The following is a 15,455-nucleotide window of genomic DNA, read 5'->3' as shown; positions in this document are numbered from 1 at the left end:
CAATTATTTTTAGTCCACGGATTCCCGTCCAAATAAGAGTCGAATTAACTCCTCAATTCTCCCGATTGGTATAATCTTACAGTTTTTATTACCATTATCGAGCCCTTTGGTATTGTAGCGCGATACAAACATGCGAGTCATCCCTAGCTTATTGGCCTCAGCTACGCGTTGGTCGAGGCGGTTCACCGGGCGAATTTCGCCGGAAAGGCCAACCTCCGCAGCAAAGCATGTTGTGCCAGGTATTGCAACATCGAGCGTTGACGATAGTATGGCTGCAATAACAGCAAGGTCAATAGCCGGATCGCTAACCTTAAGCCCTCCGGCAATGTTCAGGAAAACATCCTTGTTGGCAAGCCTAAAACCTGCGCGACGCTCAAGAACAGCCAAAAGCATGTTAAGCCTTCGCTGGTCAAAGCCTGTGGTGGATCGCTGAGGTGTACCGTAAACCGCTGTGCTAACCAGCGCCTGAGTCTCAATTAGAAATGGTCTTGCACCATCGATTGTAGCGGCAACTGCAATGCCGCTAAGCTGCTCATCGCGATGCGATAGTAGTATCTCCGATGGATTGGTTACCTCAACCAAGCCATTGTTTTGCATCTCAAAAATCCCAATCTCCGATGTTGAACCAAACCGATTCTTTGATGAACGTAAGATTCGGTAAAGGTAGTTCTGATCGCCCTCAAACTGTAATACCACATCAACAATATGCTCCAGCACCTTGGGGCCAGCTATGCTACCATCCTTGGTTATGTGACCAATAAGTATGACGGGAACACCCGATGTTTTTGCGTAACGCAATAGCGTGGCAGCCGTTTCGCGAATCTGCGAAACACTTCCCGGCGACGACTCTATTGTATCGGTGTAAAGGGTTTGAATGGAGTCAATAACAATTAAATCGGGCTGAACATTCTCAATCTGGGTGAGTATATTCTCCAAAAGCGTTTCGTTCAGGATTAGGCAATCCTGATTGGCAGGGTTAATCCTATCGGCACGGATTTTCACCTGACGGGCGCTCTCCTCGCCTGAAACGTAAAGCACCTTTTGGTGATCCATACCCAGGGCAAGCTGCAAAGCTAAAGTTGATTTTCCTATGCCCGGTTCACCTCCCAGCAAAACAATTGAACCAGGAACAATTCCCCCTCCTAGTATTCGATTTAGCTCGCCTATGCGGGTATCGATGCGCTTCTCATTGCTAGTTTCAATCTCCTTTAAGGGCTTTGGTATTGCATTGCGGGAAACCTCTACCAGTCCTGGTCGGCTTTTGGATTCCTTGGTTATCCGCTCCTCTACAAAGGTGTTCCACTCATTGCATGAGGGGCAACGTCCCAGCCATTTTACCGACTCGGCCCCGCAATTCTGGCAAACGTAAACGCTCTTGGTTTTAGCCACCTACTTATACTTTGAAATGATATCGTCGATACTGGTGGTGCTACCCGTGAAAATCTCGACACGGCCTCCCCACTCCTTAACCACCTCAAGGGCTTTCTTATCGGTATCGGATGCATGCGCACAGCATACTGCCACAGCAGGTTTTGTCCTGCGGAGGAAATCTTCAACCCCTTCATTGCAAATATGCACTGCTGAAACTAACTGATGCGCCGAAACCATTGCAGCCCGTTGATCCTGATTATAAATTGGAAATTTTTCGCCTTTTTCTGCCTTAACATCGGCATCGGGCTTAACGCCTACTGCCAACTCCTGACCTAACTCAGAGGCAAAGGTGATTAGGTCAAAAACTGAAGGGTGAAAAACATCAAAGGTGCCATAAAGGGCTACTACCGAACGCGATTTAAAGTTCCAAAATGCTACCATTCGGTCGTACTCTACACCACTAAGTATTTTTTTCGAAAGAATTTCTCTTTTATCCATAAAGCAAAACGTTTAAAGATTTAAGCAAGTAAAAATACAAATTTTCAGAGATAATGGGTGAAAATCAAGTTTGGTATTTAGCGTTTAGCGTTTGATTGCAGACAAAAAGAGGGTTTGACGGAAAGCGGGAAGGAAGGATAAAGGTTAAAGGATAAAGGCTAAAGGATAAAGGCTAAAAGTTGACCCGTGACCCGTCCTGAAGTATTGGGATAGACTACTCTGAAACATCTCTCTGTCCTGCTGAGCTCGCCGAAGCATCTCTTTGCTCTTTTTCACTTTTACCCTTCACTGAAATCCTTCGCTCCCCGCAAAGGCGAGACATGAGGCTCAGGATGAAAGATTTAGCTGTTCGTTGATGGTGAATTCATGACCCCAGCATTCTCATTTTTAACTTTTTTTCGCCTCAGCCATTAGCTGAACCGTTTGGGTAATGGGTGTGAATGTAAAACCAAGTGCTTTAATTTTATCGGATGAGTAGTACGATTTTGTAAATGCCGATTTGAGGTTACTTTTTGATATTCTTCCGGCTGTAAGAATGAAAATCAGCGGGTAAAGAACATGTATTAATGTCAAAGGTATCTTTATAAAAGGTTTTTTATTGTTGGAAACATTAGCGATTAAGGTAAAAAGTTCCCTGAAGCCAAGGTTTTCTGAATTAAGAACAAATCGTTCTCCGCTAACCTCGGTGTTTAGAGTAAGAAAGACCATGGCTTTTGCCACATCGCGAACATCAACATAACCGGTTACGCCATCGGTATAAAATGGCATCCCTTTCGATACTATGCTGAACAGCTGTCCACTACCCGAATTCCAACGTCCGGGACCGAGAATTACTGAAGGATTAACTATTACCACTCTTAACCCCTGTTCAAAACCACGCCAAACCTCGTTTTCACCTAAAAACTTACTTCGGGCATAGGCACTCTGTCCCTTACTTTTTTGCCACTTGCAGCTCTCATCAATTACTCCCAAGTCGTTCCTTTCGCCTAGGGCTGCAATGGAGCTAACGTGGCACAACGTTTTAACCCCATTCACAAGACAGGCATCCACAACATTAGCAGTCCCACGAACATTGGTGGCAAGTATGTTCTGCTCCTGCGATGGGCTAAACGAGACCGTAGCGGCTGTATGAAAAACTGTTGATACGCCCTTTGTAGCCTCAACCAACGATTGGTAATCTAACACCTCAGCATCAACCCATTCAATCAGATTTAGTAAGTCCGAAGAATTAGCGGTGTATAGTGAAAAAACCCACTCTACAAAATGCGTTTTTGAGTTTGCCCTTCGGGTAGCTCTAACCTTGTGCCCACGTGAACACAGCTCATAAAGCAAATGAGCACCTACGAGTCCTGTAGCACCAGTTACAAGTATCATACTGTAGGGTGAATTTATTTCTGGAACGATAGGTCCTTTGACCAAATTAGCTTTTTACCAAACCCTAACCGGTTATCGGTCATCTTTAAGTAGGTAAGGTCAACAACCCATAGGTGGGTTTCCATTAGCATGGCAATTGGAAAACGCTTAAGGTAAGCCTTCTTGGCTCTCTCGTGCAGTTCGCCTTGCGGTTGTGATATTATTCCCTGAAACTGCACTCCCTGGATTTTGCCAATGATGCTTGTTTCAAGCACAATTGTCCCCGCAACATAGATATTATGACTGGCCTGTTGGATGTGCTTGGTGTCGAAATCGGAAGTAAACACAAGACTGTTTTCATCTTCCATGTAAACATAGAAACAGTTAGCGCACCAGGGTTCCTCGTTGAAGCTTGTAGCCAGCGTTAAAACATGATGCTCGTTGATAAACTCAACAATCCTGCTATCGGGTTTTTCGGCCATGATAAACTTTTAATCAAGCAAAGGTAAAAAATTTAGTTGATAGTTGGTAGTTGATAGTTGGTAGTGAAAATACACTTTGCCCTGCCCCTTTGGGAGTAGTTATTTGTTGTTCGAGTTTATTTAAAGGACTCTCGTTTTACATTCCTTTAACTTCATCACATTATCCAAAGTCCCTTTTACTATTCACTAACCTAGCGCCCTCCGTACTGCTGCTCGTAGTATTTCAGGTAATCGCCGCTTACCACATTGTTAAGCCATTGCTCATTGGCCAGGTACCATTCAACGGTTTTTTCCAGGCCCACATCAAAAGTTAGCGATGGCTTCCAGCCCAGCTCGCGCTGAATTTTGCTGGAGTCAATGGCGTAGCGTAAGTCATGACCAGCCCTGTCCTTTACAAAGGTTATCAGCTTTTCCGATTCCCCCTGGGCTCTGCCGAGTTTCCTGTCCATTATTTGACATAACAGTCTGATGAGGTCAATATTCTTCCACTCGTTGTTACCCCCAATATTGTAGGTTGTGCCAGGCTTTGCCTTATGGAAAATCAGATCGATAGCGGCTGCATGATCTTCCACGTAAAGCCAGTCGCGAACATTCTCCCCTTTACCGTAAATTGGGATGGGTTTACTGTTTTTTATGTTGTGGATAGATAGTGGTATAAGCTTCTCAGGAAACTGGTTTGGCCCGTAGTTATTGGAGCAATTCGATATTACAGCGGGTAGGCCATAGGTGTGATTGTAGGCCCTTACCAGATGATCCGACGATGCCTTTGAAGCGGAGTAGGGACTTCGAGGATCGTAGGGGGTTTCCTCAGTGAAGAACCCTTCAGCCCCAAGGCTCCCGTAAACCTCATCGGTGGAAATGTGGTAGAAAAGCTTTCCTTCCCAGTTGCCATTCCAAAACTTTCGGGCTGCGTTCAGAAGAATGGTGGTTCCCAGTATGTTTGTACGGATAAATGCCATGGGGTCGGTTATCGACCTGTCCACGTGCGACTCGGCTGCCAGGTGGATAACACCGTCAATGGCATACTCGCTAAAGACCTTGTCAACATCGGCCTCGCTGGCTATATCGCCTTTAATAAATTTGTAATTGGACTTGCCCTCAATGTCGGTAAGGTTTTGCAGGTTACCCGCATAGGTTAACTTATCAAAGTTGATAATCAGGTAGTTGGGGTAGCTGTTTACAAATCGGCGAACCACATGCGAGCCAATGAATCCTGCGCCACCGGTTATTAGAATAGTTCTGCGTTCCATTTCCTTGTCCTGAATTTACAAGTGTTTAACAAATATTTTCTGCAAAGAAAGTAAATTTTTGGATGACATTTTGTGTTGGTTAAAAAAGATACTAAATTTGCAGCCACAAAAATAACGGCTCGTAGCTCAGCTGGTAGAGCACGTGACTCTTAATCATGGGGTCGTGGGTTCGATCCCCACCGAGCCGACAGCAAGCCACTCCACAGGGGTGGCTTTTTTATTTGGGTCATAAAATATTTTGTTAATTTTGTTAGTAAACCATTTTCCCCATGCCCGGACTACAAAAGGAAACCATTAATTTTCTTGTAAACCTCTCAAACAATAATAACCGTGAGTGGTTTCAGGTGAACCGCAATAATTATGAGCAGGCCCAAACCGATTTTCAACGGCTTGTGTTCACACTGATTGCAGGTATTAGCCATTTCGATAAATCGATAGGTGCACTTGAACCACGCGATTGCATCTTTCGTATTTACCGCGATGTTCGCTTTTCCGCTAACAAAAATCCTTACAAGGAGAACTTAGGGGCCTTTATAGCTCCGGGTGGCCGAAAAAGCAATGGTTGTGGCTATTACATCCATATCCAGCCCGGGGGGTCATTTGCTTCGGGAGGTTTGTACATGGCCCCTGCGCCTGTTATGAAAGCGGTACGCATGGCAATGGTTGAAAATAGGAGCGAGTTCCTTTCCATAGTTAACAACCCTAAGTTCAAATCAACCTTTACCTGGGAGGGAGTTGAGCAGGCTAAGCGAACACCTGCAGGTTTTGAGTTCGATCCCGAACTCGATCTATTTCTCAGGTTGAAACACATAACCCCATCACGCGATTTTACCGATGATGAACTCTTTCATCCCGATTTCGACCTTAGGGCAATTGAAGTGTTTGAAACGCTTAGTCCACTGGTTAAATTTCTAAATCAAGCCATACCATAAAATGCGCAGCCTATTTACAGCAATAATCGCCCTACTACCCATATGCATCAATGCTCAGGTAGGATATGTTCAAGAGGGCAACGCATCGTATTACGGCGATAATTTTGAAGGAAGGGTTACCGCATCGGGTGAACGCTACAGTCACCTGAAAGCTACCTGTGCACACGTATCAATACCTTTTGGTTCGCTGGTTAAAATAACCAACCTGGATAACAACCAAACGGCCATAGCACGCGTAAACGATAGGGGCCCTTTTGTACCCGATAGAATAATTGATGTTTCCAAATCGGTAGCGGAAAGGTTAGGGATGATTGGTACGGGTATAGCACGGGTTAGAATTGAGGTTGTAGATAACCAGGGAATTAAGCATAATTCCCAAGAGGAGGTATCGAAAACGGCAGTAACCGATGGGGGTAAGAAAACTACCAATTCACAAACCGTTGAGATTAAAACCAACCAACAAGCTGCACCTACCGAAGCGATAGAGTATTTCTCGGTCGAAGTTCAAAAGCAAACCAAAAAAGGATTCTATGTCCAGCTGGGTAGCTTCAGGGAGCAAACCAATATCTTTTTGCTGCTAGCCGATGCTCAGGAGCAGTTTGGAAAGAAAACTTGCGTTCAGGTTGTTCCGGTAAACAACGACCGCCTTTTCAAGTTACTCATAGGACCATTTACATCCCGTTCCGATGCCGAAAAGGTAAAACAATCCGCTCAAACCAAATATCCGGGCTGTTTTATTGTTGAGGCTAAATAATTGATAAAAAATTACTAATATTGAAATTCATAACCAACCTAAATTACTATGAAAAAACTGTTTTTGCTATCATTGGCTATTGTGCTAATAGTGCCAGCAATGGCACAACACCAGGACAAGGTTCTTGGTACATGGCTTACACAGTATGGCGATTCCAAGGTAACCATTAAGAAGGATGCCAAGGGAAAATTTTATGGCGAGATTACCTGGCTTAAGGAACCCAATAAGGATGGGAAACCCAAGGTTGACGATAAGAATCCTGAACCTAAGCTACAAAGTAGGCCAATTATGGGTTTAAGAATGCTCGATGGCTTTGTTTACAAGGATAACCAGTGGGTTGATGGCACTATCTATAACCCCAAGGAGGGAAAAACCTACAAGTGCTACATGTGGTTCGACGATGGTAACTATAACTTGCTCCACGTTAAGGGTTATATAGGTTTCTCTTTCATTGGGAAAGAGGTGGAGTGGACCCGAAGCAACTAAACACATGGGGTAAAACGTGTAGCATACGATTTTATAAATCTTTTCTACCCTAACGTTTGCACCATTTGCCACGATGGTCTTTCGCTATACGAGGAGGTGCTTTGCACCTCCTGTTTGTATCATATTCCCCGTACCCGATTCTGGAACTGGGACGATAACCCAGTATCGCAAATCTTTTGGGGTAGAGTGAATGTGGAGCATGCTTGCTCATTCTTTTACTTCCGCAAGGGTAGCCGCTACCGTAAGCTATTGCATATGCTAAAATACCAAGGGCGCGAGGATATTGGCGTGTTTCTTGGTCGGCAGTTTGGCCTTGAGCTGAAAAGCTCGGAGCTATATAAGCCAATTACTGCAATAATCCCTGTGCCACTACACCCTAAACGATTTAAGGAACGCGGTTACAATCAGGCCGAGGCCATTGCAAGGGGATTATCGGAAGCCATGGGCGTTCCGGTGGTGACCGATGTTTTGCTCAGAAACATTTATACCCAAACCCAAACCAAGAAAACGCGCATGGAGCGCATGCAGAATATTGCCGGGGCATTTACTATCTGCAACCCCGAAAAAATAGCAGGAGGGCATGTCCTGCTGGTTGACGATGTTATTACCACAGGGGCCACACTTGAAACCTGCACCCAAACCCTTATCGATTCTGTAAATGTTAAAGTTAGCATTGGCACTCTTGCCTATGCAACTAATACTTAAGATTTAATGATAAAGGATAAAGGCTCAAGGTTTAAGGATATAGGATAAAGGGTAAAGGCTTAGGTTCACTATCAACCATCAACCATCAACCAATAACTATCAACTATAAACGAACAACTTTAGGCTTAATGGACATATTTCAGGCTGACATGGTGTTTAACTCCAATAAATATCGAACTTTGGAGAATTTGAATGTCATGAATAAAAAATTTGCTTTTACTGTGGTTCGAAAAGGACGAAGAAAAATGGATCGAGGAATGGTATCCAAATCTATAAATGCAACGACTGCCAACGCCAGTTTCTAGGAGGGCACCGGATAGACAACCGGGTTCTTTGGCTAGAATACACCGAAGGCAAACAAACCTACAGCCAACTGGCATTGAAATATGGTGTTTCGGTAAGAACCATTCAGCGACGGCTCGATAAAGTAGTTGTAGCCCAACAGTTCTATAGGCCTAAGGAAAGTATTGTTTTAATGGATATCACCTACTTTGGACGTGATTTTGGTGTCATGGTGTTTAAAGATACGGAGGGTCATCACCTGTACTGGAAGTTTGTAAAGTACGAGACCATCAGTGAGTATGTAGCGGGCATAAGGCATCTCGAAAACCAGGGTATAAAGGTGAAGGGCATTGTATGTGATGGGAGAAAAGGTTTATTCAAGGCATTGCAGGACTACCCCGTTCAAATGTGCCAGTACCACCAAGTGGCTATTGTAATGCGGTATATCACTAGAAAGCCTAAGGTTCAGGCATCGAGAGAGCTGAAAGAAATCGTTCATCTACTACCCCACACGGATAAGGAAAGCTTTTGGGGTGCACTTGACGAGTGGCATTCAAAATGGGAAGAGTACATAAATACAAGAGCTATTAACCCTGAAACCGGCAAAAGTCGGTATGTACACAAAAGGCTGAGGAGCGCCTACAAAAGTTTAGAGCGAAATAAGCAATACCTGTTTACCTGGTACGACAGCATGGAACTGGGGTTGCCCAACACTAATAATCAGCTTGAAGGGACTTTTACCGCCCTGAAAAACAAGCTGCGAAACCATAACGGGCTAAGCCGCAAACGAAAAGAAAAGTTTATAAATGAGTTTTTGAAGGCATTTACTCTTGGAATAGTCAATAAATAAAGGCTGACGATCGCCAGCCTTTATGACCATTCCAGTCGGTCAGGGTATTCCTGACAGGTTGCTCTCCAGCAGAGCCTGATTCTGCTTACCTGACATACAAAATTACTAATACTACTTGCTTATCTCAAAAAACATTAAAATAAAAAGCCTGAAAAATGTCCATTAGAACAAACTACCTAAAAAATAGCCTGAATTTTGTCCATTACGCCCAACTTTACTTATACCTGTAAGCCGCTTTACGGAGCCTGTCCATAATGGCAATTCCGATGCCTACCTCAGGAACAGGATCGGCAACTATGTATTCCACATCGGAATCCTCAAAGGCGTGGATTTTTTCAAAAAGGTGCGCTGCCGCTTCAACCATATCGCCCGTTTCCGATAGGTACTCTACACGTTTGTAGTTAGCTTCTGGTTTTTTCCCAAAGGCAATATATCCCGCCCTCGATGGGTCAATGGGTTTACTGGTTTCTCCAGCAATGTATAGTGGTTTGTTTGGGCTGTAGTGCGATTTAAGCAGTCCGGGCGATGCTAGCCCTTTTAGAGGTTTATGGGCACCTGAAGGTTTCAGCACCTGTGCCAAATGGCTATGGGTTATTGCACCATGACGCAGAATTATAAAACCTTCCTCGTCGAGCGTTATTACTGTCGATTCTATTCCAACGGTTGTTTTCCCTCCATCAAGAATATAGTCCACCTCAGGTAACTGCTTTAGCACGTGCTCCGCGCGTGTGGGGCTAACCCTTCCAAACTTATTGGCACTGGGGGCTGCAATTACACATCCCGATTTTTTAATAAGCTCCAGGGCAATGGGATGGTTTGGCATGCGTATGCCAACTGTATCGAGGTCGGAGGTTACAATGCCGGGGACAACGGTACTTTTGGGAACAACTATGGTTAGTGGGCCTGGCCAGAATCGTTCTGCTAGCTGAAATACTCTGGGGTCGTTGCATGATGACAAAAGGGTTATGCTTTCAGCTGAAGCAATATGAACAATTAAGGGATCGAACGAGGGGCGCTCCTTAAGTGCAAAAACTTTTGCTACGGCATTGGGGTTAAGGGCATTAGCCCCCAACCCATAAACCGTTTCGGTAGGAAAAGCTACAATTCCCCCGTTGGCAATAATTGATGCAGCGTGGTCGATATCAACCCCAACTATTCCCATCAGCTTCAATTACTGAATATTCTTATCGGCCTCTTCTAGTTCAATACGCTTCTTCTCCTGGTATTCAGCAATCTTTTTCTGAATATCGGGATTGGAAAGCCCAATAATTTTTGCGGCAGCAATGGCTGCGTTTTCAGTGCTAAGAATAGTAAGAGGAGCAACACCCGATGGCATACGAAGGCTTGAATACACATCGGCTCCACCAAACTTATCGCTGTACGGTGGGCAGGCAATTACCGGGCAGTGGGTTTGAGCATCGGTGAAACCGCTTAAGGCGTTGCTCATGCCAGCAATGGTTATAAACACTACGTTTTCCTTTTCGTAATGTTTAATCAGCTCATAGCATTTTAGCGGCACCTTATGGGCCGATGCAATGCGTGTTACGGTTTCAATTCCAAAACCCTTTAGCACGTTAACAATTTGGTTGGCCCAATCAAGATCAGCCTTTGAGCCCATAATGATTACAACTTTGCGGTTCATGATCTATTTATTATTTATGGTTATGTTGATGCCCAAACAGAGTATGCCGATGAAACAGCAGCAGGTATATCACCCCGATGGTAATGGATGAATCGGCAATGTTAAAAACAGGCCTGAAGAAAACGAAGTGCTCACCCCCAATAATGGGAACCCAAGAGGGTAGCACAGTATCGATAATAGGGAAGTAGAACATATCAACCACACATCCCTGAAGGAATCCGGCATATCCTCCAAAGTTTAGCTTTGATATGCCATAGTACGATACCCACTGGTTAAACTCCGAGCTATAGGTGGTACCGCTATCGAACAGATAACCGTAAAATGCGCTATCGATAATATTTCCAATGGCACCGGCAAGGATGAGCGACAGGCCTACTATAATCCCTGTTTTTACCTGTTGCTTAATAAGATGATTTAAATACCATGCAATGGCAACAATTGCTGCAATACGGAATATGCTTAAGCCAATTTTACCCCAAATACCCCAAAACTTTAACCCGAAGGCCATACCGGGGTTTTCAGTAAAGTGAAGAATGAACCAGTTCCCAATTACCCTCATCTCATCGCCTATGGCAAAGTTGGTTTTTATCCAAACCTTGAGGGCCTGATCAATAACAAGGATAAGAAGGATTATTAGAAAGGCTAAATGTTTCTTATTGAAATTCATAGGTCAACTGTTTATGGCGTAAAACTAATACAAAAAGTAAAAGCGACCAAATGGTCGCTTTCCTGAGTAATACATATTAACACTTACAACTATCGTTGACTATTTTTGGCTTCAATGCTGAGCGTTGCGTGTGGAACAGCACGTAGACGTTCTTTTGAGATCAGTTTGCCGGTTTCGCGGCAAATACCATAGGTTTTGTTCTCGATACGTACCAGGGCAGCCTCAAGATGTTGGATAAACTTGAGCTGGCGTTGAGCCAAGCGGCCAGCCTCTTCCTTCGATAGGGTTGAAGCACCCTCCTCCAAAACCTTAAAGGTTGGCGAGGTATCCTCGGTATCGTTACTCTCATCCATGGTAATGGCACTCTTAAGGATTTCGTAATCCCTACGTGCCTTTTCGAGTTTCTGCAGAATAATTTCCTTGAATTCTGCTAACTCCTCATCCGAATATCTGGTCTTCTCTCCCATGGCTTTTTAAATTTTGCTAAAGATATAAAAAAATTGTAGTAAAAAACCAACTCATCTATTCAATCTTTTCAACAGAAATAGAAGTTGAAAGTTCATCGTCTAACTCTATTACGTTAGAATTTCCATTTAGTTCCTCATCAACTAAAATAATTTCACGGGCAAGGGTTTGCGTTGAAATATAGCTCTTGTGAACCTCAATGGCCTTGTTTAGCTTGTCGTGTTTCTGTATTTTGATGCGGATTTTATCGGTTACCTCAAAGCCTGAATCCTTACGCATGTTTTGTACCCTATTGATAAGCTCACGGGCAATACCCTCCATGCGAAGCTCCTCGGTAATGGTAATATCAAGTGCAACCGTATAGCGTCCTTCGTTTGCAACAAGCCATCCTGGAATATCTTCCGAGAGAATTTCAACATCCTCAAGGGTTAGATTGATATCTCCCTCGGCTGCCTTTATGGTGAACTGTCCGTTGCGCTCAAAAGCAGCAATATCTTCCTGCGACATGTTGGCGATGGCTTCGGAAATTGCTTTCATTGCCTTTCCGTAGCGAGGGCCAAGGGTCTTAAAGTTCGGTTTTATCTTTTTAACCAGAATCCCCGATGAGTCGCTAATGTACTCAAGCTCCTTAACGTTAACCTCGCTAAGAATGAGGTTTTCAACTGCTGCAAGTTGCTCCCTGAACCTTTCATCAAGAATTGGAATCATGATCTTTTGCAGGGGTTGACGAACCTTGATGTTAACCTTACGTCGCAATCCAAGTACCAGCGAGCAAATTGACTGGGCCATTTCCATCTTCTCCTCAAGGTTCTTGTCAATCAATGCATCGTTGTATTTTGGGAAGTTTGCAAGGTGAACGCTTTCGGCTGAATGGCGATGTGTAACACGGTTAAGGTCAGTGAACAGCTGATCCATGTAGAATGGGGCAATGGGGGCAGCCAGCATGGCTACTGTTTCCAAACAGGTATAAAGGGTTTGGAAAGCTGCAATCTTGTCGGTATCGTACTCGCCACCCCAGAAGCGTTTACGATTAAGCCTTACATACCAGTTGCTGAGCTGCTCAATTACAAAATCCTGAATTGCTCGGCCAGCACGTGTAGGTTCATAGTCCTCGTATGCCTCCTCAACCTCTTTCACCAGGCTGTTAAGCAGCGAAAGTATCCAGCGGTCAATTTCGGGGCGCTGACTTACCGGAATTTCCACCTCAGCATATGAAAATCCATCCACATTGGCGTAAAGAGCAAAGAACGAGTAGGTGTTGTAAAGGGTTCCAAAGAACTTACGCTTAACCTCGTCAACACCATCAATATCGAACTTAAGGTTGTCCCAGGGTTGTGCATTGGTAATCATGTACCAGCGTAAGGGATCAGAACCGTACTTTTCAATTACCTCCCACGGGTCAACGGCATTGCCAAGGCGCTTACTCATCTTGTTACCGTTCTTGTCAAGCACCAATCCGTTGGAAACGATATTCTTATAGGCTACAGAATCGAAAAGTAGAGTTGACAGCGCATGGAGTGTATAGAACCAGCCACGGGTTTGATCAACACCCTCAGCAATAAAATCGGCTGGGAATAACTCATTAAGATTATCCTTGTTCTCAAAGGGGTAGTGAATTTGAGCGTATGGCATAGCTCCAGAGTCGAACCAAACGTCAATTAGGTCGGGCTCACGGAACATACGCTTCCCGCTTGGCGAAACAAGCACAATATTATCTACAAATGGGCGATGCAGGTCGAAACTGTTATAGTTTTCCTTGCTAAAGTCACCCTCCTTGTAGTTGGCCAACGGGTTCTTATCCATGAACCCAGCCTTAATAGCCTTTTCTATTTCATCCTTAAGCTGGGCAACGGAACCAATACAAATCATCTCGCTGCGATCTTCTGAAACCCAGATGGGCAGTGGTGTACCCCAGAAACGCGAACGGGAAAGATTCCAATCCAACAGATTTTCGAGCCATTTGCCAAATCGCCCGGTACCTGTACTGGCCGGTTTCCAGTTAATGGTCTTGTTCAACTCAATCATCCTATCCTTAAGGGCTGTAACACGGATAAACCAGCTATCGAGCGGGTAGTAGAGTACAGGCTTATCGGTGCGCCAGCAGTGCGGGTAGTTGTGAACGTGTTTTTCAATCCTGAATGCCTTATTTTCCTTTTTTAGGGCAACTGCAAGGTCAACATCAAGTGTTGGTGCATCCTCAGGCAAACTAGAATCGTACTCGTTTTTAACAAACCTACCGGCAAACTCCCTGTAAAGGTTAACATTTACGTTGCTTTTCACAAAGTCAGGGTCGAGGTCCTCTATTGGGTAAAATCTTCCGCGCCTATCGACCATGGGTTCAGGGTTGCGGTACTTGTCGCGAAGTATTAGCGGAGCAATACCCGATGCCTTTGCCACTCGGTCGTCGTCGGCACCAAAGGTTGGTGCAATATGAACCACACCGGTACCATCCTCGGTAGTAACAAAATCGCCGGCAATCACCCTGAAGGCGTCGCCCTCGGGTTTCACCCAGGGGAATAGTTGATGGTATCGGATACCTACAAGCTTTGAACCCTCAATCTCCGATAAAACCTTAAAGGGAACCTTTTTGTCACCTGGCTGATAATCGTTGAACGACAGCTCGGCATTTGCTGCCGGAAAGTAATAATCCTGTCTGTCCTTGGCCAGTAAAACTGTCAATGGCTCACCGCTGTATGGGTTAAAGGTTCTAACGATGCTATACTTGATGCTGGCATTTACCGCCAGTGCGGTGTTTGATGGTAGAGTCCAGGGTGTGGTTGTCCAAGCCAGTATGTATACATCTGGGGTATCGGTTAGGTCAAAAAGGAACTGGCTACTCTCGTTCCTGATAACATTGAACTGTGCTACCACAGTGGTATCCTTAACATCGCGGTAGCATCCGGGCTGGTTAAGCTCGTGGGTGCTTAAACCGGTTCCAGCAGCCGGAGAGTATGGTTGTATGGTTTTCCCCTTGTAGAGTAAACCTTTCTCAAAAAGCTTTTGTAAAAGATACCAAAGCGATTCAATGTAACGGTTGTCGTACGTGATATAGGGATCGTCCATATCGACCCAGTAGCCCATTTTTTGGGTAAGGTCCTCCCATAGGTCGGTATACTTCATTACCTCCTTACGACAGGTGTTGTTGTACTCTTCAACTGATATTTTGGTGCCAATATCCTCCTTGGTTATACCAAGCATTTTTTCAACGCCAAGTTCAACGGGCAAACCATGGGTATCCCATCCGGCTTTACGCTCAACTAAAAATCCTTTTTGGGTTTTATATCGACAAAAAATATCCTTGATGGTGCGTGCCATTACGTGATGGATGCCGGGTATTCCATTGGCTGATGGTGGCCCTTCGTAAAAAATAAACTTGGGGTGCCCTTTACGAGTTTCTATACTTTTCCTAAAGGTGTTCTGCTGCTCCCAGGTCTTAAGAACATCCTTGTTCACTTGAGGCAAATCAAGTCCCTTGTACTCTTTAAATTTTAGGTTACCCATATAAAACGCTGTTAAATACTAAAATCTGTGTAGATAATCGCTTCCAAAAAAATCTCACAAAATTAGAGTTTTTTTCAGACAATCAAAAGTTTAAGTTCAGTTATTCAGGGGAGGATTATTCGTGTTTGGTGTTTAGTGTTAGATTTTTTGTGGAATGCTAGTTTCATTACCAACCAACAACTATCAACCGCTTCCCCACTCACTAAACACCAAATAT

15 protein-coding genes and 1 tRNA gene are annotated in these 15,455 nt (G+C 44.4%); 6 read left to right on the top strand and 10 right to left on the bottom strand.

The window, feature by feature from the left end; genetic code table 11:
* Positions 1–9: 9 nt before the first annotated feature.
* The 5 genes from radA to rfbB form a co-directional block, all read right to left on the bottom strand.
* Positions 10–1,389, bottom strand: a complete 1,380-nt coding sequence (gene radA, locus WHS63_RS03745) for a DNA repair protein RadA (RefSeq protein WP_369489034.1) — start codon at positions 1,387–1,389, stop codon at positions 10–12.
* Positions 1,390–1,869: an adenylyltransferase/cytidyltransferase family protein gene (locus WHS63_RS03740; protein WP_445203952.1), complete on the bottom strand. Its 480-nt coding sequence runs from the start codon at positions 1,867–1,869 to the stop codon at positions 1,390–1,392. It lies immediately after the preceding gene.
* A gap of 387 nt (positions 1,870–2,256) precedes the next feature.
* Complete coding sequence (locus WHS63_RS03735; protein WP_445203951.1) at positions 2,257–3,243, bottom strand: NAD-dependent epimerase/dehydratase family protein; 987 nt, start codon at positions 3,241–3,243, stop codon at positions 2,257–2,259.
* Between the two features lie 14 nt (positions 3,244–3,257).
* Positions 3,258–3,704, bottom strand: a complete 447-nt coding sequence (locus tag WHS63_RS03730; protein ID WP_369489037.1) for a pyridoxamine 5'-phosphate oxidase family protein — start codon at positions 3,702–3,704, stop codon at positions 3,258–3,260.
* A 191-nt stretch (positions 3,705–3,895) separates the two neighbouring features.
* The gene (rfbB, locus tag WHS63_RS03725; RefSeq protein WP_445203950.1) at positions 3,896–4,954 is read right to left on the bottom strand and encodes a dTDP-glucose 4,6-dehydratase; all 1,059 of its coding nucleotides are present in this window, start codon (positions 4,952–4,954) and stop codon (positions 3,896–3,898) included.
* A gap of 115 nt (positions 4,955–5,069) precedes the next feature.
* Here rfbB and WHS63_RS03720 point away from each other — a divergent pair.
* The 6 genes from WHS63_RS03720 (at position 5,070) to WHS63_RS03695 (ending at position 8,963) form a co-directional block, all read left to right on the top strand.
* Positions 5,070–5,142, top strand: a tRNA-Lys gene (locus WHS63_RS03720).
* A gap of 81 nt (positions 5,143–5,223) precedes the next feature.
* The gene (locus WHS63_RS03715; RefSeq protein WP_445203949.1) at positions 5,224–5,886 is read left to right on the top strand and encodes a DUF2461 domain-containing protein; all 663 of its coding nucleotides are present in this window, start codon (positions 5,224–5,226) and stop codon (positions 5,884–5,886) included.
* Position 5,887: 1 nt separating this feature from the next.
* On the top strand, positions 5,888–6,640 hold the full coding sequence (locus tag WHS63_RS03710) for a septal ring lytic transglycosylase RlpA family protein (RefSeq protein WP_445203948.1): 753 nt from the start codon (positions 5,888–5,890) through the stop codon (positions 6,638–6,640).
* Between the two features lie 48 nt (positions 6,641–6,688).
* Positions 6,689–7,126, top strand: coding sequence for a DUF2147 domain-containing protein (locus WHS63_RS03705; protein ID WP_445203947.1), 438 nt, complete (start codon positions 6,689–6,691; stop codon positions 7,124–7,126).
* Positions 7,127–7,240: 114 nt separating this feature from the next.
* A complete protein-coding gene (locus tag WHS63_RS03700) occupies positions 7,241–7,831 on the top strand; it encodes a ComF family protein (RefSeq protein ID WP_445203946.1) in 591 nt (196 codons plus the stop codon).
* Positions 7,832–8,039: 208 nt separating this feature from the next.
* Positions 8,040–8,963 (top strand): IS256 family transposase, variant Zn-binding type, encoded by a 924-nt coding sequence (locus WHS63_RS03695; RefSeq protein WP_445203992.1) that lies wholly within the window; start codon positions 8,040–8,042, stop codon positions 8,961–8,963.
* A 214-nt stretch (positions 8,964–9,177) separates the two neighbouring features.
* Here the strand turns inward: WHS63_RS03695 and WHS63_RS03690 are convergent, their stop codons facing one another.
* From WHS63_RS03690 to ileS, 5 genes are all read right to left on the bottom strand, one after another.
* Entirely contained in the window at positions 9,178–10,125 is a 948-nt protein-coding gene (locus WHS63_RS03690; protein ID WP_445203945.1) for an L-threonylcarbamoyladenylate synthase, read from the bottom strand.
* Positions 10,126–10,134: 9 nt separating this feature from the next.
* Positions 10,135–10,605, bottom strand: a complete 471-nt coding sequence (locus tag WHS63_RS03685) for an AIR carboxylase family protein (protein WP_445203944.1) — start codon at positions 10,603–10,605, stop codon at positions 10,135–10,137.
* A gap of 10 nt (positions 10,606–10,615) precedes the next feature.
* The gene (locus WHS63_RS03680; RefSeq protein WP_369489045.1) at positions 10,616–11,272 is read right to left on the bottom strand and encodes a lipoprotein signal peptidase; all 657 of its coding nucleotides are present in this window, start codon (positions 11,270–11,272) and stop codon (positions 10,616–10,618) included.
* Positions 11,273–11,361: 89 nt separating this feature from the next.
* The gene (locus tag WHS63_RS03675) at positions 11,362–11,739 is read right to left on the bottom strand and encodes a TraR/DksA family transcriptional regulator (RefSeq protein ID WP_369489046.1); all 378 of its coding nucleotides are present in this window, start codon (positions 11,737–11,739) and stop codon (positions 11,362–11,364) included.
* 55 nt (positions 11,740–11,794) lie between these two features.
* Positions 11,795–15,238 (bottom strand): isoleucine--tRNA ligase, encoded by a 3,444-nt coding sequence (gene ileS, locus WHS63_RS03670; RefSeq protein WP_445203943.1) that lies wholly within the window; start codon positions 15,236–15,238, stop codon positions 11,795–11,797.
* Between the last annotated feature and the right edge of the window lie 217 nt (positions 15,239–15,455).

The organism is Tenuifilum sp. (genome assembly GCF_037481895.1).
In the GTDB taxonomy this organism is placed as follows: domain Bacteria; phylum Bacteroidota; class Bacteroidia; order Bacteroidales; family Tenuifilaceae; genus Tenuifilum; species Tenuifilum osseticum.
Note: the sequence above shows the minus strand (reverse complement) of the source record. Positions and strands in the feature narration are given on the sequence as shown.

What these genes read in the sequence shown, in the direction of transcription:
- WHS63_RS03705 (WP_445203947.1), top strand. Translation starts at nt 6,689, where the DNA reads ATGAAAAAACTGTTTTTGCTATCATTGGCTATTGTGCTAATAGTGCCA.
- WHS63_RS03685 (WP_445203944.1), bottom strand. Translation starts at nt 10,605, where the DNA reads ATGAACCGCAAAGTTGTAATCATTATGGGCTCAAAGGCTGATCTTGAT.
- WHS63_RS03715 (WP_445203949.1), top strand. Translation starts at nt 5,224, where the DNA reads ATGCCCGGACTACAAAAGGAAACCATTAATTTTCTTGTAAACCTCTCA.
- WHS63_RS03680 (WP_369489045.1), bottom strand. Translation starts at nt 11,272, where the DNA reads ATGAATTTCAATAAGAAACATTTAGCCTTTCTAATAATCCTTCTTATC.
- WHS63_RS03675 (WP_369489046.1), bottom strand. Translation starts at nt 11,739, where the DNA reads ATGGGAGAGAAGACCAGATATTCGGATGAGGAGTTAGCAGAATTCAAG.
- rfbB (WP_445203950.1), bottom strand. Translation starts at nt 4,954, where the DNA reads ATGGAACGCAGAACTATTCTAATAACCGGTGGCGCAGGATTCATTGGC.
- ileS (WP_445203943.1), bottom strand. Translation starts at nt 15,238, where the DNA reads ATGGGTAACCTAAAATTTAAAGAGTACAAGGGACTTGATTTGCCTCAA.
- WHS63_RS03690 (WP_445203945.1), bottom strand. Translation starts at nt 10,125, where the DNA reads ATGGGAATAGTTGGGGTTGATATCGACCACGCTGCATCAATTATTGCC.
- WHS63_RS03735 (WP_445203951.1), bottom strand. Translation starts at nt 3,243, where the DNA reads ATGATACTTGTAACTGGTGCTACAGGACTCGTAGGTGCTCATTTGCTT.
- WHS63_RS03710 (WP_445203948.1), top strand. Translation starts at nt 5,888, where the DNA reads ATGCGCAGCCTATTTACAGCAATAATCGCCCTACTACCCATATGCATC.
- WHS63_RS03730 (WP_369489037.1), bottom strand. Translation starts at nt 3,704, where the DNA reads ATGGCCGAAAAACCCGATAGCAGGATTGTTGAGTTTATCAACGAGCAT.
- WHS63_RS03740 (WP_445203952.1), bottom strand. Translation starts at nt 1,869, where the DNA reads ATGGATAAAAGAGAAATTCTTTCGAAAAAAATACTTAGTGGTGTAGAG.